The organism is Pseudomonas sp. LTGT-11-2Z (assembly GCF_003691445.1).
GTDB classification, from domain to species: Bacteria; Pseudomonadota; Gammaproteobacteria; order Pseudomonadales; family Pseudomonadaceae; genus Aquipseudomonas; species Aquipseudomonas monteilii.
Genome location: NZ_CP033104.1, coordinates 137,330 through 157,825, shown reverse-complemented (window position 1 = coordinate 157,825; position 20,496 = coordinate 137,330). Strand labels below are relative to the sequence as shown.

Genomic DNA, 20,496 nt, shown 5'->3' with positions numbered 1-20,496 from the left:
TGGCCGGGTTGTAGCTTTCTTGTAGTTATACTACATGGACGCCAACCCGCCCAGTTAAACGAACGTGGAGAGTGGCGGTTTGACTATTCCTTGCGACATTCTGGTCTTCGGCGGCACCGGCGATCTGGCCCTGCACAAGTTGCTTCCGGCGCTCTACCACCTGTTTCGCGAGGCCCGTCTTGACCCTGCCGTACGGATCATCGCGCTGGCGCGCCGCAACTTGCCACGCAACGATTATCTCAAGCTCGCCGAACGCCATTGCCGGGCACAGATCGCCCGCAACGACTTCGAAGAAGAGGTCTGGCAGCGGTTTTCCGCGCGGATCGACTATTTCGCCATGGATGCTTCGCAAAGCGCCGACTTCGGCCGCCTGGCGCGCTACCTGGGCGAACCTGGCGGCTTGACGCGTATCTTCTACCTGGCCACCGCCCCCAACCTGTTCGTACCGATTGCCAAGCACCTGCATAACGCCGGCCTGGCCGACGCCGAAGCGCGCATCGTGCTGGAAAAGCCGATCGGCCATTCGCTGGAATCGGCTACCGCCATCAACGAAGCGATTGGCGCAGTGCTGGAGGAAAACCAGGTATTCCGCATCGACCACTACCTGGGCAAGGAAACCGTGCAGAACCTGATGGCCCTGCGCTTCGCCAATGCCCTGCTGGAGCCGGTGTGGCGCAACAATCAGGTCGACCACGTACAGATCAGTGTTTGCGAGACGCTGGGTGTAGAGAACCGCGGCGCCTACTACGACCGCGCCGGGGCAATCCGCGACATGCTGCAGAACCACCTGCTGCAGCTGCTGTGCCTGGTGGCCATGGAGCCCCCCGCCCAGTTCGAAGCCGAAGCGGTACGCGACGAAAAAGTGAAGATCCTGCGCGCCCTCAAGCCGATCACCGGCCAGGATGTGCAGGACAAGACCGTGCGCGGCCAGTATGGCGCCGGGCACATTGGCGGCCAGGAAGTGCCGGCCTACTACTTCGAAAAGGATGTCGACAACGACAGCGATACCGAAACCTTCATCGCCATCGAAGCGCACATCGACAATTGGCGCTGGGCGGGCGTGCCATTCTATCTGCGCACCGGCAAGCGCATGGCACGGCGCTCGTCGCAGATCGTCATTCAGTTCAAACCGGTACCCCACGAGCTATTCAACGGCGGCCAGGTCAATCAGTTGCTGATCCAGCTGCAACCGGAGGAACGCATCAGCCTGCGCATGATGACCAAAAGCCCGGGCAAGGGCATGCGCCTGGAACCGGTGGACCTGGACCTGAACCTGGCCCAGGTGTTCAGCCAGACCCGCCGCTGGGAAGCCTACGAACGCCTGCTGCTGGATGTACTGGAGGGCGACTCGACGCTGTTCATGCGCCGCGATGAAGTGGAAGCAGCCTGGGCCTGGACCGACCCGATCATCAAGGGTTGCGAGGAGCACTTTCAGGCGCCACGCCCTTACCCGGCGGGTAGTAGCGGGCCAGAGCAAGCCAACAGCCTGCTGGCGCGTCATGGCAGGCACTGGCATGGCTGACCCACTGTCATCGGGTCGAGGAACGGCCATGCGCCAAGGTGAATATTTATACAGTGGAGGTTTGCCCCATTTCCTGCCGCGCCCTAGAATGGCCCGATGCACACAGACGACCTCTCCCTCCTGCTGAATTCCCTCAACGATGCCCAACGCCAGGCCGTAGCGGCCACGCTTGGGCGTCAACTGGTGCTTGCCGGCGCCGGTTCCGGTAAAACCCGCGTGCTGGTGCACCGCATCGCCTGGCTGATCCAGGTGGAGCAGGCATCGCCGCACTCGATCCTGTCGGTGACGTTCACCAACAAGGCTGCAGCCGAAATGCGCCAGCGGATCGAGCAACTGCTGGGGATCAACCCGGCAGGCATGTGGGTCGGCACCTTCCACGGCCTGGCCCATCGCTTGCTGCGGGCCCACTGGCAGGAAGCGCGGCTGGTGCAGAACTTCCAGATTCTCGACAGCGACGACCAGCAGCGCCTGATCAAGCGGGTGATGCGCGAGCTGGGCCTGGACGAACAGAAATGGCCGGCACGCCAGGCACAGTGGTTCATCAACGGGCAGAAGGACGAAGGCCTGCGCCCGCAGCATATCCAGGCCGGTGGCGACCTGTTCCTGGCGACCATGCGTGACGTCTATACCGCCTACGAGCAGGCGTGTGAGCGTGCTGGGGTCATCGATTTCTCCGAACTGTTACTGCGTGCTCTGGACCTGTGGCGCGACCACCCGGGCCTGCTTGAGCACTACCAGCGGCGCTTCCAGCATGTGCTGGTAGACGAGTTCCAGGACACCAACGCCGTGCAGTACGCCTGGCTGCGCCTGCTGGCGCGCGGGGGTGCAAGCCTGATGGCGGTGGGTGATGACGACCAGTCGATCTACGGCTGGCGCGGTGCCAAGATCGAAAACATTCACCAGTACACCGCCGACTTCCCCGACGCCGAAATGATCCGCCTGGAGCAGAACTACCGCTCTACCGGCGGCATCCTCAAGGCCGCCAACGCCCTGATCGCCAACAACAGCGGGCGCCTGGGTAAGGAGCTGTGGACCGACATGGGCGAAGGCGAACCGCTGACCCTGTACGCGGCCTACAACGAGCACGACGAAGCGCGCTACGTGGTGGAAACCATCGAGAGCCTGGTCAAACAGGGCAATGCGCGCAACGAAATCGCCATCCTGTACCGCTCCAACGCCCAGTCGCGCGTGCTGGAAGAAGCCCTGCTGCGCGAGCGCATTCCCTACCGTATCTATGGCGGCCAGCGCTTCTTCGAACGCGCTGAAATCAAGAACGCCATGGCTTACCTGCGGCTGATCGAAGGACGCGGCAACGATGCTGCCCTGGAGCGGGTAATCAACGTACCGCCACGCGGCATTGGCGAAAAAACCGTCGAAGCCATCCGCGAGCATGCCCGCCACAGCCAGGCATCGATGTGGGACGCCATGTGCCAGCTGCTCGCCGCCAAGGCCCTCAAAGGCCGCGCCGCCAGTGCGCTGGGGGCTTTCATCGAGCTAATCGAGGGGTTGGCCGCCAAGGTCGTGGACATGCCGCTGCATACCATGACCCAGACCACCATCGAGCAATCCGGGCTGATCATCTATCACCAGGAAGAAAAAGGTGAAAAGGGCCAGGCACGGGTAGAAAACCTTGAGGAACTGGTCAGCGCGGCGCGCAACTTCGAATCCACCGACGAAGACGCCGACCTTTCGCCCTTATCGGCCTTCCTCGGCCATGCCTCGCTCGAAGCCGGCGATGCCCAGGCTGACGAGCACGAAGACAGCATCCAGCTGATGACCCTGCACAGCGCCAAGGGCCTGGAGTTCCCCTACGTGTTCCTGGTGGGCATGGAAGAAGGCCTGTTCCCGCACAAGATGAGCCTGGAAGAACCCGGCCGTCTCGAAGAGGAACGCCGCCTGGCCTATGTGGGAATTACCCGCGCCATGCGCCAGCTGGTCATGACCTACGCTGAAACACGTCGCCTGTATGGCAGCGAGACCTACAACAAGGTGTCGCGTTTCGTACGTGAAATTCCGGCGGGCCTGGTCCAGGAGGTGCGGCTGTCCAACAGCGTCAGCCGGCCGTTCGGTGGGGTCAAGACGGCCACCAACAGCAACTTGTTCGCCAATGCCAGCATTCCGCAGACCGCGTTCAACCTGGGCCAGCGTGTGCAACATGCGGTTTTCGGGGAAGGCGTGATCCTCAACTTCGAGGGATCCGGCGCGCAGGCGCGGGTACAGGTGAACTTTGCCGAAGGCAGTAAGTGGCTGATGCTGGGGTATGCCAAGCTCGAAGCCCTGTAGCAGCCTTGTAACATTCAGGCAAAAGCTCGAAACACTCTGTCGCTGGTCATGTGCACGGGAACCTGTGCAACATGACGCGCGTGCAATCCACAACAGGGGATATCCCACTTATGCAACGTTTTCTTAGCATCGCTCTGGCGCTCTGCGTCGGCCTGACGCTGAGCCTGGACGCCAACGCCAAGCGTTTCGGCGGCGGCAAGAGCTCGGGCTCCGCGCCTATCCACCAGACCCGTCAGGCTACGCCAACCACGCCTGCCGCCGCGCCGGCCGCCGCACCTGGTCGTGCGGCCCCGGCCGCCAGCGGTGCTTCGCGCTGGTTGGGCCCACTGGCAGGCCTGGCCGCCGGTGGTCTGCTGGCATCCATGTTCATGGGTGACGGTTTCGAAGGCTTCCAGATCATGGACTTCCTGATCGTGGCGCTTATCGCCTTCCTGGTGTTCCGTTTCATCGCCGCTCGCCGCCGCCAGCAGCAGCCGCAAATGGCCATGCCAGGCCATGCGCCAATGCAGCGTGAGGCTCACGCTCAGCCTGCCCAGCCTTCGATCTTCGGTGGTTCGGCCGCACCTGCTGCCGCTGCCGCCCCGGTGATCAATGCCCCGGCCTGGTTCAACGAACAAAGCTTCCTGGCTGCTGCCCGTAACCACTTCCAGTCGCTGCAGCAGCACTGGGATGCCAACGAGATGGACAAGATCGCCGAATTCGTCACCCCGCAAATGCTCGAGTTCCTCAAGCGTGAACGCGCTGAACTGGGTGATGGCTTCCAGTCCACCTACATCGATAACCTCGAAGTGCAGCTGGACGGTGTAGACGATCGCAGCGATCGCACCGATGCCACCCTGACCTTCCGTGGCGTGTCGAAGAACTCGCGCTTCGACCAGGGCGAAGTGTTCAGCGAAAGCTGGCACATGGTTCGCGCCCAGGGCGAAAACCAGCCTTGGCTGGTTGCCGGTATCCGTCAAAACGGCTAACCGCTGCATGCTGCACAAAAAACCCCAGGCGCTGTCCTGGGGTTTTTGCTTTTGCCAGAGTGGCCTACTAGGGTATAACGCGCAGCGTTGTCATCTAGGTCAGAGGAAGTGAACCGTGGAAGAAGTGATCGAACAACTCCGTGAAGCCAATGAGCCGGTACCGGTGCCCTTGGAGCTTCCAGACGAGGACCAGCTGGTAGAGATCGAAGAGCAGCTGTTCATCAACATTCCGTTCGTGTTCAAAGAGTTCCTGCTGACCGTCAGTGACGTGGTGTATGGCTCACTGGAGCCGGTGACCGTAACCGACCCACAGTCTCATACCTACCTGCCCGACGTCGCCGCCAATGCCTGGGACGCCGGCGTGCCGCGTGATCTGATTCCGCTGTGCCAGGACGGTGACAACTACTACTGCGTCGAAGAAGACGGCACCGTGGTGCTGTGGGATGCCGATGAGGAAATCGTCGGCGAAGACAGCTGGGAATCGGTGTGGCACTGGGCGCGGGATGTCTGGCTGGAGAGCTGATTCCAGCCGTTGCTTGAATACCACCTGCACAGGAAAAATAATGGCCTAGCGCCATCAATGCAGCTAAAATCGCCAGGCTTTCTGCGCCTGGCGACATCGCTACCGCTCCATCCCCTCGGACGACGGTGAAATCTTGCGCAGGGAGCATTGCCCCCTCAGTGTGAATTCTCGCGGCTGTTCTCCAGTGTCTCCAGCAAGGCAATCTGCATGCGCGTGTGCACGCGGATGAACCAGCGCCACAGCAAGGCCACCACCACCGCAGCCACCACGGCAATCACCAGCAGCAACTCGCTGGTTGGCAGAATGCTTGCCGAAAGCGCCGACAGCAGCAGGAAAATCACCAACAGCGACAATAGCGGGATCACCTCGGCGATCACTCGCCGCACCCGCTGGGTATGCCGCCCGGCCATTTCCGGCTTAACGCCCATCTCTGCCAGCAGCATCGACAGTGCCTTGAGCTTGCGATAGGCCGCGATCAGGAAGGGCAGCGACAGCAACAACGCCGCCCCCCAGATAAGCGCCTTCTGTTGGCTGGCATCGCTGACCCACTCACTGAGCCAGTTGCCAATACGCCCTGCAAAGTAACCACCGCTGAAGAAAATGGCGATCACCAGCGCCAGGTTCACCCCCACCTGCAACAGGATGCGCCGAATCATCGCCGCCAGCATGGCACCCTCGCCCTGCGGCTGAATGTTGCGTAACCACTCGCCATACAAGGAAAGTACCCGCGCCAGGCGGCCAGGCACCACATTGCCCAGCTTCTGCGACAAGGGGTCGGCCGCGCGAATCAGGTACGGTGTCAGCAGCGTGGTGATTGCCGATACCGCAACCGCTACCGGGTACAGGAAATCGCTGGTCACCTGCAGGGTCATGCCCAGCGCGGCGATGATGAACGAGAACTCGCCAATCTGCGAAAGCCCCATGCCCACCCGCAATGACGTGCGCCCGTCATTGCCGGCAATGAACGCCCCCATGCCACAGGACAGCATCTTGCCCAATACCACCGCCAAGGTAATGACCACGATCGGCCAGGCGTAGTCGATCAGCACCTGCGGGTCGATCATCAGGCCAATCGCTACGAAGAAGATGGCGCTGAACAGGTCGCGTACCGGCTCGATCAAGCGTTCGATCTTCAGCAACTGGCGCGATTCAGCCATGATCGCGCCAATCAGGAAGGCACCCAGCACCATGCTGTATTCCAGCTTTACCACCAGCAGGCAGAAGCCAAAGCACAGGCCCAGCACGGTAATCAGCAACATCTCGTTGCTTTCGAACTTGGCCACATAGGCCAGCAGCCGTGGCACCAGCAGGATGCCGATGACCAAGGCAACGATCATGAACAGCGACAGCTTGCCGACGGTGGAGAACACTTCACCGGAGCTGACCGTGCCACTGACAGCGATGCCCGACAGCAGGGCGATGATGCCGATACCGAGGATGTCTTCCACAATCAGCACACCGAAGATCAGCTGGGCGAAACGCTCGTTCTTCATCTTCAGGTCGTTGAGCGCCTTGACGATGATGGTGGTCGACGAAATGGCCAGGATAGCGCCAAGGAATAGCGAATCCATGGTGCTCCAGCCGAACCAGCGGCCGATTTCGAAGCCGATCCAGATCATCAGCACGATTTCCAGAAACGCCGCAATAAACGCCGTCGCGCCCACCTTGAACAGCTTGCGCAGGCTGAACTCAAGGCCCAGGCAGAACATCAGGAAGATCACCCCCAGCTCGGCGAGGGTCTTGATGGTGTCTTCATCATGGATCAGGCCGAACGGCGGGGTGTGGGGGCCAATGATGAAGCCGGCGACGATGTAGCCCAGCACCACCGGCTGCTTGAGACGATGAAAAAGAATGGTGACCACGCCAGCGACCAGCATGATGACTGCCAGGTCCTGGATGAAGCTGATGGCATGCATGGCGTGATACTCCTTTTCTCGTCGTTTTCTGGATGCCTGGGCAGACCGCTCCTCTGCCAAGGCAAACCTGAGCGAGCAGCAAGTACATACTGTATTGAATGCAGGAACGCCCATATTGCATGGGCGTACTCAGGTTAACATCGCACCCCGCCGCAAAAAGCCGGTGCAATATGCAGAAACAGATCGGCTGGAAAAGCGCCGCTGATGGCATGATCAGCGTGACGGCGGGGCGTCAGCCAACGTCCCGTATCAGCAAGGCAAATTCAAAAGAGGGGAACAGAAGTGTCAGCAGATAACGCCCCGCATTCGCCCGATTCAGCGCAACCTCACCGTGAGCACACTATGGAACCTGGAAACGCCCAGCTGAGCATGACCGTCCTGATGACCCCGGACATGGCCAACTTTTCTGGCAACGTACATGGCGGCACCCTGCTCAAGTACCTCGACGAAGTGGCCTATGCGTGCGCCAGCCGCTATGCCGGCAGCTATGTGGTGACGCTGTCGGTCGACCAGGTAATCTTCCGTGAACCCGTACACGTGGGTGAACTGGTGACCTTCCTGGCATCGGTCAACTACACCGGTAACACGTCGATGGAAGTTGGCATCAAAGTGGTGACCGAGAACATCCGTGAGCGCTCGGTACGCCATTCCAACAGTTGCTTCTTCACCATGGTCGCGGTCGACGACAACCGTCGCCCGGTGGCGGTGCCGCCGCGCCAGCCGCAAAGCAGTGAAGAAAAGCGCCGCTTCCTGCAGGGCCAGCAGCGCCGGCAGATCCGCCAGGAGCTGGAAAAGCGCTACCAGGACCTGAAGACCGACGCCATTTAAAGCGCCAGCAATTGCGCCTCGAAGCGCACACGCGGGTGGGCAATGCGGTCCTGGGCCCGCACCAGCTGCAGTTCGTAGCTGGCGCAGGCCTGGGTTTCCAGCAGCACTTCATGCACCGCCGCCGCGGTGAACTCGAATGCCTGTACCCAGCTGTCGCCGAGCAGCACGCGGGCCAGGAACAAGCCCGAGGTCAGGTCGCCCACCCCCACCGGCTGACGTGGAAACGCCAGCAGCGGGCGGCGCAGGAGCCAGCTGTGCTCGGCAGTCACCAGCAGCATCTCGAACTGGTCCTCGGCACGCCCGGGATAAGCCAAGTGCTTGACCACCACCACCTGCGGCCCCCGCTGCAGCAGGCTGCGCGCCATATTCACGCAGTCTTCCAGCGACTGCGCACGGCGCCCACAGAAGCTGTCCAGCTCCAGCTGGTTCGGGCACAGGATATCCGCGCGGGCGGCCGCCTCCTCAAGCAGGAACTCGCTGACTTCCGGCGGCACGATGCAGCCCTTCTCCGGGTGCCCCATGACCGGGTCGCACACGTACAACGCTTTCGGATTTACTGCCTTGATCCGCTCGACGCCGGCCAGTATCGCTCGCCCTTGTTCGGCACTGCCCAAGTAGCCGGAAAGCACCGCATCGCAGTGACCCAGTTCGCCGATGTTGGAAATGCCTTCCACCAGCGCAGGAATTTGCGCCGGAGCAAGCACTTCGCCGGCCCACTGGCCATACTGAGTGTGATTGGAGAACTGCACGGTATTGAGCGGCCAGACATTGACCCCGATACGCTGCATGGGAAATACCGCGGCACTGTTGCCGGCGTGGCCGAACACCACATGGGACTGAATGGCGAGCAGGTGCGGGGTACGTTTCATGCGGGAGGTTTCCAAAGCTGTTTCAAGGATTGTGCGCAGCGCAGTATGAACTCGATTGCCACCTGTACGACAGGCCAGGGACGCAGTTAAGCTGGATCTACCTGTTTGGAGCATATGCAAATGTTGACCCTGGAGAACCTCTTCGTCCTGATGCTGGTAGCCACGGCAGGCGCCTGGTTGTGGCACAACCATGGGTTGCGCGAAAAAGCCCTGGAACGGGTGAAACAGCATTGCGCCAAGCTTGACCTCGAATTGCTCGACGACGCCGTCGCGCTCAAGCGTATCGCCTTTGTGCGCGATGCCAACGGCCGCAAGCGCCTGGCGCGCATCTACGCCTTCGAGTTCACCGTTACCGGCGAGCAGCGCCATCCCGGCACGGTGACCCAGTTCGGCGCCCACAGTGTGCAGATCGAACTCGCACCCTATCCGTTCGAAATCAAGACACCACCGCGCACCGACAACGTCATCGAAATGCAGCAGTGGCGCCAGGAGCACAACCGCTGGCGCAATTGATCAACTGACGCGGCACTCGCTCAACCCGGCTTGCAGTGCGGGTTGCGATTGCGGCTGGTCGAAAATCAGCTCGATACGGGAGTCCCTGCGCCAGTCGCTAGGCTGCCAGGCGGGCATGTCTCCCCTCAGCCCATTGAATGATTGCCAGCCATCCACGCTGTGGATAACACCCTTGGCGCGACGCCAGGGCCATGCGCGCAAGAACGCCTGCACCCGCTGTGGATAAAACTGTTGGCCCGGGTGCCAGCGCCAGCCAATACTCCAACCTCCCTCCCCCTGCTGGGCAAGACAGATAGGCTGACCTGGGTCTGTCCACAATATTCCTGGGCTACTCTCAAGATTGTCGACAATCCGGTCTTCCTCAAATGGGCTGTCGACAATCTGCTCAGGGCTGCCGGGAAGGCTTGAGAATGGCACCTGCCCCTGCACGGCCCAGATGATTTTCTTGTCTTTAAACTTATTAGTTATCAACAGCTTACATACTTCATCCACAGCTTCTGATTTGTTGAAAACCACGCTTCCAGACACATCGAAAGCCTGCTGTTGAGCCTCTGGAAGCGGCTCGTCACGCGCCATGGACTGCGCATCCACCACCATCAGGAAGGGCTTGATTGTCAGCACTCCGGCCCAAGGAGCCTGTTGCAGCTGAGCAAGCAACTGCAATGGGTGACCCAGCCCGGAAGGTTCGATAAACAGCCGATCAGGCCGGGATTTGCGCAGTAACCGACCCAAGCCCACCTGGAACGGCATGCCATTGACACAGCACAGGCAGCCGCCAGCGACTTCCCCGATGGCAATGCCATCTTCGTCACGGCTGAGCAAGGCGGCATCCAGCCCTACCAGGCCAAACTCATTGATTAATACAGCCCAACGCTCATGGGGTGGGCGCTGAGCCAGCAGATGACGGATTAGGGTGGTTTTGCCGGCCCCCAGCGGGCCGGCTATCACGTGGGTGGGTATGTTCTGCAGCATGGCATGGCTTCAAGCGGTGGCGATGCCTCACTATGCGCTGTCAGGCAAGCCAGTCAAGGCTGAGCAACAGACGCCCCTGCTGGCCCGAAGGCGAACGATGCACCAGCCCTGCGCCTTCGTTACCTTGCCACTTCTCCCCTTTAAGTATGGCCACTTCGCCAGCGTGCAGATGCTGAATGTTATCCACAGGAACTTGAGCTGTGTGTAACTCCCCACGCGGGCTTTCCTGCTCTCGCAACCACTCGCTGCCTGGGCCTACGTAAGTGGTGAGTAACCGCAACGGAACGTTATCCACATGGAAACGCGGGCACATGGGGCCAGCCAGTACCCGCAGACGCAAGCCAACCCGTCGAGCGCCAACCAGGCAGGTGTAAGCCGCCACCAGCCAGGTCACATCAGCAACGAACGCCTCATAGCCGTGTAAATCTGCCGCTTCACGCATCAGATGGGGCAATACCGGTGTTTGCTGCTCATCCACATCGATTACCCGTTGATCAGCCAAGGGCTGACCAAGACTTATCAACAGGTGCGCAAAGTCTTCCAGCTGCGCCGGCAACCGTCGGCGCCAAACGGCCAGGTTCACACCATCCTGCAGTACTTCAGTCAGCACTTGCGGGGTTTCGCCGAACACCTGAAAGATATCCACAGGCCGGTGTGCCAAGTTCATGCTGCCACCTCTTCGTGCCATGGGCCGAACGGGTCGGGCAAACGCAACCAGCCCATGTGGCCCAAATCCATTTCCTGGTCCGTCAACAGGCAGGCATCAAGGGCTGTGGTTAATTTTTCGAAGTCGATGTTCTGCCCGATGAACACCAACTCTTGGCGGCAATCACCGGTCTCAGCCGTCCAGTGTTTCAAGATCGCGCCAGTGTTATCCACATCCTGCGGCCATTGCTCGCGAGGCACGAAACGCCACCAGCGACCAGCCAGGCCGTGGCGCATCATTCCGCCCGCCTGCGACCAGCTACCGGCTTCCTGGTACTTGCTGGCCAGCCAGAAAAAACCTTTGGAACGCAAAAGCCGCCCATTGCTCCATTGCGTGTGGATAAAGTCGAAAAAGCGCTGTGGATGAAGCGGACGTCGGGCCTGCCAGGTCATGGCCGCGATTCCATACTCTTCGGTTTCCGGCACATGCTCACCACGCAGCTCCTGCAGCCAGCCCGGCGCTTGGGCTGCCTGGTCAAAGTCGAACAGGCCAGTGTCGAGGATACGCGCCAGCGGTACCTGACCCATGACCATGGGCACGATCTGCGCCCGTGCATTGAGGCTGCGCAAGATGGCGATGAGTTCTTCACGCTCATGCTGGCTGATCAAGTCGATCTTGCTCAGCAACAGCACATCGGCGAACTCGACCTGTTCGATCAGCAGGTCACTGATCGACCGCTCGTCTTCTTCACCCAACGTTTCGCCACGGCTGGCCAGGCTGTCTGCTGCCTGGTAATCGCGCAAGAAGTTCAAGCCATCGACCACCGTAACCATGGTGTCCAGGCGCGCCATATCGGACAGGCTACGGCCCTGTTCGTCACGGAAGGTGAATGTCTCTGCCACCGGCAGTGGCTCCGAGATGCCAGTAGACTCGATCAGCAAATAATCGAAACGCCCTTCTTCGGCCAGCCGCGCCACCTCCTCAAGCAAGTCTTCACGCAATGTGCAGCAGATGCAGCCGTTGCTCATTTCGACCAGTTTCTCCTCAGCGCGGTTGAGGCTCACATTGCGCTGCACCTCGCTGGCATCAATGTTGATTTCACTCATGTCGTTGACGATAACCGCGACCCGCAGGTTCTCGCGGTTACGCAATACATGGTTGAGCAAAGTGCTCTTGCCGGCGCCAAGAAAGCCGGACAGCACGGTGACGGGGAGACGATTGGGCATGGCGAACCTCTTCAGGCGGGCGCATTCGAAACGATGCATTGCACAATGTTATAAAGTAACAATACAATTTCGCCAAGCCGTTCTCGACGGACGAGTGCTTACCGGGGATAAAACATGTATCTGCCACGCGCCATGGCGTTGCTGCTGCTCGCTGTGCCCAACGTGCTGTTGGCCATGCCACACGCCAGTACGCTGGCGCTTTGTACGCGAAGCGCCACACTGCTCGCCTGCCAGGACAGCAAAGGTAGTTACTACAGCGTGCGCACCGACGGCAGTACGTTCTACCTGCGCGGCTACGACCACGCCACCCGGCGACTATGGGCACAAACCAACAGCCGCTACGGCACGTTGACCTTTTTCACCGGCCTGGCCAGCGATGGTGAGGCCTGGGTGGGCTACAGCCGCCGTGTTGGCTGGACCACTTTGAACCGCGTATCCAGCTCCAGCGGGCAGCGCTTCAACCTGCATTGCAGCTTGATTGGCGGTTGCCGTTGATGCCTCTTTTTATCTGGAAAGCCAAATGACCCAGCTCAAGCTCCCCGATATCGCCGCACAAACCCAGAAGTACACCTTGCCGTTGAGCTGGGTTGGCATGTGCGGAATTGCCCTGCCTGTGCAATTCGAAGGGCGTACCGCAGCTGCCAAAGTCGATGCAGGGGTAAGCCTGGTGGATGGCAGTTCACGCGGCATCCATATGTCGCGGCTTTACCTTGCACTGGAGTCCTTGGAACACCAGCCACTCACACCGCTGGCAATGAGGCAGCTCCTGGCAGATTTTCTGTCCAGCCATGACGGCCTGTCTTCCGCTGCCTACTTGCGAATCAGCTTCGAGCATCTGCTGAAAAGACCTGCGTTGGTCAGCCCCTTGGCAGGCTGGAAAAGCTATGCCGTAACCGTCGATGCGCGAATCGAAAATGAAATGTTCCACGTGGAACTATCGGTTTCCGTGCCTTACTCCTCGACCTGCCCTTGCTCGGCAGCACTTGCAAGGCAGCTGATTCAACAACAGTTTCAGGCGAGCTTCAGCGAGCAGCAGGTTGATAAATCTGCCGTTCTGCAATGGCTTGGCAGTGCCGAAGGAGTTGTGGCTACACCTCATAGCCAGCGAAGCAATGCTCAGATTCAGGTGCGCCTGCACAGCAGTCAGCAGGTGCTGCCAATTACCGAACTGATCGATCGTATAGAGTCGAGCTTGGGTACAGCGGTGCAGACAGCAGTGAAGCGCGCAGATGAACAAGCCTTCGCCTTGGCCAACGGGCAAAACTTGATGTTCTGTGAGGATGCCGCCCGACGCCTGCACAAGGCACTACGGCAAGTTGAATGGAGTACCGCTTTCAAGCTGCGTGTGGAACATGCAGAAAGCCTGCATGCCCACGACGCGGTTGCCACCAGCCAGTGGCAATGGAATATCAGCTGCGCGGTTTAACCGCGCCGCAGTCATTGCCTAACCACACCGCACGGGTGTTCATGCTGCCTTGCTGCTGCACCCCTGAAGCGTTGAACGTACCACTGACCTGGGTGGTGAATTCACGATCACTGAGGAAAGTAGCCTGGCCACTGCCCTGAGCCTTCGGGCAGCTGAACTGGAACTTCCACACATTACCGGTTCGGTCGGTGATCTTCTGAGTGCAGCCGGATTTCGGGTCTTGCAGCGGGATGTCATTGGTTGCCACCTGCTCTGGCGTCAGGCACGAACGCACGCCATTTCCTCCAACGGTCACCCCCTGTTTGGCCAGCACCCCTTCCATCATGGCACGCTGCTCGGGCGGCAGGTTTTTCAGCTGGCCGAGCATGAACGCCATGTCAGGTAACGGCTTGCCATCGACCTGCATGTTGCTGGTGGTCAGCTCCCACAAACCGGGCTGCAGCATCTGTGCATGCACCAGCGGGCTGCTCATACCTAGGGCCAACGCCAACAGTGGCAGACGAATCTTCATGGACGAACGCTCCTGAGAAAAGCCGGCCAAGCGGGCCGGGCTGAGCCTTAGACGCCAAATCCACCTGCGGGTTGCAAGGGGGGCCGGGAACGTGTTCTGTTACCCCAAGTGTACTCGGCAAGCAGGATGCATATGGATTACCACAGCCCCTACTTTTTTGGTTACCTACTCGGCCTTATCCACCTGTTGGGTATCGTCGCCGCGCTCCACGCACTGTTCACTGTACGCACCGCTCAAGGCGCAATTGCCTGGGCCATGCCCCTGTTCTTCATCCCTTACCTCACCTTGATCCCCTACCTGATCTTCGGCGCCCGCTCGTTCTATGCCTACATCAAGGCCCGGCGCCAGGCCAACCAGGAAATGCACGTGGCCATGGCCAACCTCAACTGGCGGCCTTGGGTGGAAGAAGCCCTCACCGCCCGCGAGTCGGAAAGCTACGCAGCCTTGCGCGCCATGCCCAAGCTGGGGCGTATGCCTTGCCTTGCGAACAACCAGGTGAAGCTACTGGTCAATGGCAAAGCCACATTCGATGCCATCTTCGCTGCTATCGAAAAGGCACGCGATGTGGTGTTGGTGCAGTTCTTCATCATTCATGACGACACCCTCGGCAAGGCACTGCAGCAATTGCTGTTGCGCAAAGCTGCCGAGGGGGTGCAGGTGTTCGTACTGTATGACCGCGTCGGCAGCCATGCCTTGCCGGCCAGCTACAGCCAGCAACTGCGCGACGGTGGAGTGCAGATCCATGCCTTCGCCACCCGCCGCGGCTGGTTCAACCGCTTCCAGGTGAACTTCCGTAACCATCGCAAGATTGTGGTGGTGGATGGTCTGCTCGGTTTTATCGGCGGCCACAACGTGGGGGACGAATACCTCGGAGAGCATCCTCAGCTGTCGCCCTGGCGCGACACCCATGTGCAGATCAGCGGGCCGGTGCTGGCCTGCCTGCAGGAGTCGTTCGCCGAGGATTGGTATTGGGCCACGCGCCAGCTACCGCCGCTGATCCTGCCGGATGCCTACCCGGATAACGGCGTGCTGTGCCAGGCGTTGGCCAGCGGCCCCGCCGACCCGCAGGAAACCTGCTCGTTGTTCTTCCTCGAGGCGATCCATTCCGCTACCCGGCGGGTATGGATCACCAGCCCTTACTTCATCCCGGACGAAGCGGTCTTTGCTGCACTGCGCCTGGCGGTACTACGGGGTGTCGATGTACGGGTACTGATCCCGTCACGGCCAGACCACCGCATCGTCTATGCCGCCTCCAGCCTGTTCGCCTTCGAAGCCGTGCGCGCGGGTGTGCGCATGTTCCGCTACCAGCCGGGCTTCCTGCATCAGAAGGTGGTGCTGGTAGATGATGAGGTAAGCGCAATCGGCAGTGCCAACCTGGACAACCGTTCGTTCCGGCTGAACTTCGAGATCACCCTGCTAACGGTCGACCGCAACTTCGCCGACCAGGTTGAACACATGCTGATCAATGACTTTGAACAGGCGCGGGAGATTACTGCGGAGGACAGCAGCGATACACATCGGCTACAGCAATTGGGGATGCGGATTGCGCGGCTGATTTCACCCATTCTGTGAGAAAGGCCGCCTCCCTTGCAGAGGCGGCAATGGGGTTCAGCGATACATGTCCTCACGCGTCCATGGCAAATCGTGGTGGCCATCCGCATAAGGCTTCACTGCCAAAATCTGGTGCAGGTTGATCCAGCCTTTCTCAAACGCATAGGCACAGCCTGCAAGGTAGAGGCGCCAGATACGCAGGGTTTTTTCTGGCACCAGCGCCGCGGCTTTGTGCAACTGGTTCTCCAGGTTTTCGCTCCAGTGGTGCAAGGTCTTGGCGTAGTGCAGACGCAGGCTTTCCACGTCTACCACCTCCAGCCCCGCTTCACAGATACTGGCGCTAATCATCGACAAATGAGGGAGCTCACCGTGGGGGAATACATAACGGTCGATGAACTCACCTGCACCCCGCCCTACCGGACGGCCATCGACGTGTTTGGCGGTGATACCGTGGTTCATCACCAGCCCGCCTTCCCTGACAGCACCGAACAGTTTCTGGCAATACAGCGCCAGGTTGGCATGCCCGACATGCTCGAACATGCCCACGCTGACCACTTTGTCGAAGCGACCATCTTGGGGCAAATCGCGATAATCGAGAATCTGCAGCTCCACTTTGTCGGCCAAGCCCTCGGCTTTGACACGCTGCCGGCCGAGCTTGAGCTGCTCCTTGCTCAGGGTAATACCGAACACCTTGGCGTCATATTCGCGTGCTGCAAAACGCGCAAGCCCACCCCAACCACACCCAACGTCTAGCAGGTAGTCACCAGCATTCAGCCGCAGCTTGCGGCACAGGTGATCGAATTTATCCTGCTGCGCCTGGTCGAGCGTGTTGTCCGGTTCACGGAAGTAGGCACAGGAATAGGCCATATCCTGATCCAGCCACAACTGGTAGAAGGCGTTGGATACGTCATAGTGGTAAGAGATGGCTTCGGCGTCAGTGCGCTTGTCATGAGACCGGCGTTCCGGCCGCTGTTCATCTTCGTCCGTGAACAGCGCTTCGCTCAGCTCATCGCACACACGAATGGCTTCACCGATATCGCCTTCCAGTTCCAGCTTGCCTTCAACGAATGCTGTGCCCAGCTGTTCCATGCTTGGGTGGGTCAACTGGCCAATAAGCTGAGGCTCCTTGACCAGGATCGTGACCTGCGGGCTCGGCCCCAGATCGAACTGGTTTCCGTCCCACAGTTTCAGCCGCAGCGGCAGATGCAAACTCTGCAGTGCCGGTGGAAGTTGAGCAAGCATGAACGACCCTCCTGTCCGTATATGGCCACGACGCCTGATATTTCGAACGTCGCCGGTTCAGAGTAGTTCATTCGTGGAAGGTTTCCCCTATACGAGACCATGGTCTAGAACCAACTGATCTTATCCACATAGAGGATTGTATACAATTCTAACATCTCAGCTTAACCTTATGCCCCTCTCGCGCTTCTTCATCCTGGAGTTGAACCCATGAAATCCTATGACGTGGTGATCATCGGCGGTGGCCCTGGTGGCTACAACGCCGCCATCCGCGCCGGCCAGCTGGGCCTGACCGTTGCCTGTGTGGAAGGCCGCTCGACCTTGGGCGGCACCTGCCTGAACGTGGGCTGCATGCCGTCCAAGGCGTTGCTGCACGCTTCCGAACTGTACGAGGCTGCCAGTGGCGACGAGTTCGCCCACCTGGGTATCGAAGTAAAACCCACCCTCAACCTCGCCCAGATGATGAAACAGAAGGACGAGAGCGTAACCGGGCTGACCAAAGGCATTGAGTATCTGTTCCGCAAAAACAAAGTGGACTGGATCAAGGGCTGGGGCCGCCTGGATGGCGTTGGCAAGGTTGTGGTCAAGGCCGAAGACGGCAGCGAAACTGCGCTGCAGGCCAAGGACATTGTCATTGCCACCGGCTCCGAACCCACCCCGCTGCCGGGCGTGACCATCGACAACCAGCGCATCATCGACTCGACCGGTGCGCTGTCGCTGCCGCAAGTGCCGAAGCACCTGGTCGTCATCGGTGCCGGTGTGATCGGCCTTGAGCTGGGTTCGGTCTGGCGCCGCCTGGGAAGCCAGGTCACGGTCATCGAATACCTCGACCGTATTTGCCCGGGCACCGACACGGAAACCGCCAAGACCCTGCAAAAGGCACTGGCCAAGCAAGGCATGGTGTTCAAATTGGGTAGCAAAGTGACCCAGGCCACCGCCAGTGCCGACGGCGTGAGCCTGGTGCTGGAACCTGCCGCCGGTGGCACGGCAGAATCACTGCAGGCCGACTATGTGCTGGTGGCTATCGGCCGCCGCCCTTATACCAAAGGGCTGAACCTGGAAAGCGTAGGCCTGGAAACCGACAAGCGCGGCATGCTCGCCAACGAACACCACCGCACATCCGTGCCGGGTGTCTGGGTGATTGGCGACGTCACCTCCGGCCCGATGCTGGCACATAAAGCCGAAGACGAAGCGGTGGCCTGTATCGAGCGCATCGCCGGCAAGCCACACGAGGTCAACTACAACCTCATCCCGGGCGTGATCTACACCCGCCCGGAGCTGGCCACCGTGGGCAAGACCGAAGAGCAGCTCAAGGCTGAAGGCCGTGCCTACAAGGTCGGCAAGTTCCCCTTCACCGCCAACAGCCGCGCCAAGATCAACCACGAAACCGAAGGCTTCGCCAAGGTTATCGCCGATGCCGAAACCGATGAGGTGCTGGGTGTGCACCTGGTAGGCCCAAGTGTCAGCGAAATGATCGGCGAATTCTGCGTGGCCATGGAGTTCTCGGCCTCGGCGGAAGATATCGCCCTCACCTGCCACCCGCACCCGACCCGCTCCGAGGCATTGCGCCAGGCGGCGATGAATGTGGACGGTATGGCAATGCAGATCTGACAGGAACAAAAAGCCCTCCGTGTGGAGGGCTCTTGAACAGCGACTGTCCGCTACTTACTCAACCGTAACCGACTTGGCCAGGTTACGCGGCTGGTCAACGTCGGTACCCTTGAGTACGGCGACATAGTAAGACAGCAGCTGCAGCGGAATGGTGTACAGGATTGGCGCCAAGGCATCGGCAATGTGCGGCACCTTGATCACATGGGTGCCTTCCCCATTGGTCATGCCAGCCTGCTCGTCGGCGAACACGACCAGCTCGCCACCACGGGCACGCACTTCCTGCAGGTTGGACTTCAACTTCTCCAGCAGCTCGTTGTTCGGCGCAACGGTAACCACCGGCATGTCGTTGTCCACCAGCGCCAGCGGGCCGTGCTTCAGCTCGCCTGCCGGGTAGGCTTCAGCGTGGATGTACGAGATTTCCTTGAGCTTGAGTGCACCTTCCATCGCCACCGGGTATTGCGCACCACGGCCAAGGAACAGGGTGTGGTGTTTATCGGCGAACAGCTCGGCGATCTTCTCGACAGTGGCGTCCATCGCCAGTGCTTCGCCCAGGCGGGTCGGCAGGCGACGCAGTTCTTCAACCAGTTCGGCTTCGACACCGGCTTCCAGGGTACCGCGCACCTGGCCCAGGGCCAAGGTCAGCAACATCAGCGACACCAGCTGGGTGGTGAAGGCTTTGGTCGAGGCCACACCGATTTCCGGGCCAGCCAAGGTCAACAGGGTCAGGTCCGACTCGCGTACCAGCGAGCTGATGCCCACGTTGCAGATCGCCAGGCTGCCGAGGAAGCCCAGCTCCTTGGCGTTGCGCAGCGCGGCCAGGGTATCGGCGGTTTCGCCGGACTGCGAGATCGAAACGAACAGGGTATCCGGTTGCACCACCACCTTGCGGTAACGGAACTCGCTGGCCACTTCCACCTGGCACGGGATGCCGGCCAGGCTTTCCAGCCAGTAACGGGCGACCATGCCTGCGTGGTAGCTGGTGCCGCAGGCAACGATCTGCACATTGCGCACCTTGGCGAACAGTTCGGCAGCCTTCGGGCCGAAGGCCTGGACCATCACGTTGTCCTTGCCCAGGCGGCCTTCCAGGGTGCGCTGAACGACGCTTGGCTGCTCGTGGATTTCCTTGAGCATGAAGTGGCGATAGTTGCCCTTGTCAGCAGCCTCGGCACCTTCATGGTACTGCACGGTTTCGCGCTGGACCTTGTGGCCGTTCTCGTCCCAGATGGTGACCTGATCACGGCGAATTTCAGCGATGTCGCCTTCTTCCAGGTACATGAAGCGGTCAGTGACCTGGCGCAGGGCCAACTGGTCGGACGCCAGGAAGTTTTCGCCAAGGCCCAGGCCAATGACCAGAGGGCTGCCGCTGCGTGCAGCTACCAGTCGGTCGGGTTGCTTGGCGCTGACCAGTGCCAGGCCATAAGCGCCATGCAGGCGCTTGACGGCGGCTTTCAGCGCATCGGCCAGGTCTGGAGTGCTCTTCAGGGTGTTGTGGATAAGGTGGACGATCACTTCGGTGTCGGTCTGCGAGGTGAAGGTGTAGCCCAGGCCTTTCAGCTCTTCACGCAGCTCTTCGTGGTTCTCGATGATACCGTTGTGCACCACCGCCACTTCATTGCCCGAGAAGTGCGGGTGGGCGTTGCCTTCGGTCGGCGCACCGTGGGTAGCCCAACGGGTATGGGCGATACCCAGCTGGCCAGCCAGTGGGTCAGCCGCTACAGCGGCTTGCAGCTCACTGACCTTGCCGATACGGCGACGGCGCTGCAATTCACCGCCTTGGGTAAGAACAGCCAGGCCTGCGCTGTCGTACCCGCGGTACTCCAGACGCTTGAGGCCTTCGATCAGGATGGCTGTGATATTGCGCTCGGCGATGGCACCAACGATTCCACACATGT

Annotated in this window: 18 protein-coding genes; 10 read left to right on the top strand and 8 right to left on the bottom strand. The window is 60.3% G+C overall.

Translation table 11 applies throughout. The features are described 5' to 3' along the window. The first annotated feature begins 79 nt into the window (after positions 1 to 79). The 4 genes from zwf to D8767_RS00750 all read left to right on the top strand — a co-directional run bounded on the left by zwf (position 80) and on the right by D8767_RS00750 (position 5,296). Positions 80 to 1,522 (top strand): glucose-6-phosphate dehydrogenase, encoded by a 1,443-nt coding sequence (gene zwf, locus D8767_RS00765; RefSeq protein ID WP_016712748.1) that lies wholly within the window; start codon positions 80 to 82, stop codon positions 1,520 to 1,522. 96 nt (positions 1,523 to 1,618) lie between these two features. Then, positions 1,619 to 3,805 carry a DNA helicase II gene (gene uvrD / locus D8767_RS00760; RefSeq protein WP_016712749.1) on the top strand — a complete coding sequence of 729 codons (2,187 nt, stop codon included), beginning with the start codon at positions 1,619 to 1,621 and terminating at the stop codon, positions 3,803 to 3,805. A gap of 110 nt (positions 3,806 to 3,915) precedes the next feature. Then, complete coding sequence (locus D8767_RS00755) at positions 3,916 to 4,773, top strand: Tim44 domain-containing protein (protein ID WP_016712750.1); 858 nt, start codon at positions 3,916 to 3,918, stop codon at positions 4,771 to 4,773. A 115-nt stretch (positions 4,774 to 4,888) separates the two neighbouring features. Next, positions 4,889 to 5,296 carry an SMI1/KNR4 family protein gene (locus tag D8767_RS00750; protein WP_016712751.1) on the top strand — a complete coding sequence of 136 codons (408 nt, stop codon included), beginning with the start codon at positions 4,889 to 4,891 and terminating at the stop codon, positions 5,294 to 5,296. 155 nt (positions 5,297 to 5,451) lie between these two features. Here D8767_RS00750 and D8767_RS00745 read toward each other — a convergent pair whose 3' ends face one another. Continuing rightward, a complete protein-coding gene (locus tag D8767_RS00745) occupies positions 5,452 to 7,212 on the bottom strand; it encodes a cation:proton antiporter (protein WP_016712752.1) in 1,761 nt (586 codons plus the stop codon). A 342-nt stretch (positions 7,213 to 7,554) separates the two neighbouring features. Between D8767_RS00745 and D8767_RS00740 the strand changes: the two genes are divergently transcribed. After that, positions 7,555 to 8,040 carry an acyl-CoA thioesterase gene (locus D8767_RS00740; protein WP_016712753.1) on the top strand — a complete coding sequence of 162 codons (486 nt, stop codon included), beginning with the start codon at positions 7,555 to 7,557 and terminating at the stop codon, positions 8,038 to 8,040. On the opposite strand, the gene pdxY is transcribed toward D8767_RS00740, so the two are convergent. Next, positions 8,037 to 8,909, bottom strand: coding sequence for a pyridoxal kinase PdxY (gene pdxY, locus D8767_RS00735; protein WP_016712754.1), 873 nt, complete (start codon positions 8,907 to 8,909; stop codon positions 8,037 to 8,039). The genes D8767_RS00740 and pdxY overlap by 4 nt on opposite strands. A 120-nt stretch (positions 8,910 to 9,029) precedes the next feature. Here pdxY and D8767_RS00730 point away from each other — a divergent pair, with 120 nt between their 5' ends. Beyond that, entirely contained in the window at positions 9,030 to 9,422 is a 393-nt protein-coding gene (locus tag D8767_RS00730) for a DUF3301 domain-containing protein (RefSeq protein ID WP_016712755.1), read from the top strand. On the opposite strand, the gene D8767_RS00725 is transcribed toward D8767_RS00730, so the two are convergent. The 3 genes from D8767_RS00725 to zigA are packed head-to-tail and all read right to left on the bottom strand — an operon-like array spanning position 9,423 to position 12,266. Next, positions 9,423 to 10,394, bottom strand: coding sequence for a GTP-binding protein (locus tag D8767_RS00725; protein WP_063977231.1), 972 nt, complete (start codon positions 10,392 to 10,394; stop codon positions 9,423 to 9,425). Between the two features lie 40 nt (positions 10,395 to 10,434). After that, a complete protein-coding gene (locus D8767_RS00720; protein WP_016712757.1) occupies positions 10,435 to 11,061 on the bottom strand; it encodes a DUF1826 domain-containing protein in 627 nt (208 codons plus the stop codon). Beyond that, entirely contained in the window at positions 11,058 to 12,266 is a 1,209-nt protein-coding gene (zigA, locus tag D8767_RS00715) for a zinc metallochaperone GTPase ZigA (protein WP_016712758.1), read from the bottom strand. Before zigA ends, D8767_RS00720 begins: the two co-directional genes overlap by 4 nt. A gap of 114 nt (positions 12,267 to 12,380) precedes the next feature. On the opposite strand from zigA, the gene D8767_RS00710 reads away from it, so the two are divergent. Together D8767_RS00710 and folE2 are read left to right on the top strand one after the other, a co-directional pair. Further along, the gene (locus tag D8767_RS00710) at positions 12,381 to 12,761 is read left to right on the top strand and encodes a hypothetical protein (RefSeq protein WP_016712759.1); all 381 of its coding nucleotides are present in this window, start codon (positions 12,381 to 12,383) and stop codon (positions 12,759 to 12,761) included. Positions 12,762 to 12,786: 25 nt separating this feature from the next. Further along, on the top strand, positions 12,787 to 13,692 hold the full coding sequence (gene folE2 / locus D8767_RS00705; protein ID WP_016712760.1) for a GTP cyclohydrolase FolE2: 906 nt from the start codon (positions 12,787 to 12,789) through the stop codon (positions 13,690 to 13,692). Here the strand turns inward: folE2 and D8767_RS00700 are convergent. Beyond that, positions 13,676 to 14,203 carry a DUF3617 domain-containing protein gene (locus D8767_RS00700; protein ID WP_016712761.1) on the bottom strand — a complete coding sequence of 176 codons (528 nt, stop codon included), beginning with the start codon at positions 14,201 to 14,203 and terminating at the stop codon, positions 13,676 to 13,678. The genes folE2 and D8767_RS00700 overlap by 17 nt on opposite strands. 132 nt (positions 14,204 to 14,335) lie before the next feature. Between D8767_RS00700 and cls the strand changes: the two genes are divergently transcribed. Further along, on the top strand, positions 14,336 to 15,775 hold the full coding sequence (gene cls / locus D8767_RS00695; protein WP_016712762.1) for a cardiolipin synthase: 1,440 nt from the start codon (positions 14,336 to 14,338) through the stop codon (positions 15,773 to 15,775). 36 nt (positions 15,776 to 15,811) lie between these two features. Here the strand turns inward: cls and cfaB are convergent, their stop codons facing one another. Next, positions 15,812 to 16,996, bottom strand: a complete 1,185-nt coding sequence (gene cfaB / locus D8767_RS00690) for a C17 cyclopropane fatty acid synthase CfaB (RefSeq protein WP_016712763.1) — start codon at positions 16,994 to 16,996, stop codon at positions 15,812 to 15,814. A 207-nt stretch (positions 16,997 to 17,203) separates the two neighbouring features. On the opposite strand from cfaB, the gene lpdA reads away from it, so the two are divergent. Then, positions 17,204 to 18,604: a dihydrolipoyl dehydrogenase gene (gene lpdA / locus D8767_RS00685; RefSeq protein WP_016712764.1), complete on the top strand. Its 1,401-nt coding sequence runs from the start codon at positions 17,204 to 17,206 to the stop codon at positions 18,602 to 18,604. Between the two features lie 54 nt (positions 18,605 to 18,658). Here the strand turns inward: lpdA and glmS are convergent, their stop codons facing one another. Next, positions 18,659 to 20,494: a glutamine--fructose-6-phosphate transaminase (isomerizing) gene (gene glmS / locus D8767_RS00680; protein WP_016712765.1), complete on the bottom strand. Its 1,836-nt coding sequence runs from the start codon at positions 20,492 to 20,494 to the stop codon at positions 18,659 to 18,661. Positions 20,495 to 20,496: the final 2 nt, after the last annotated feature.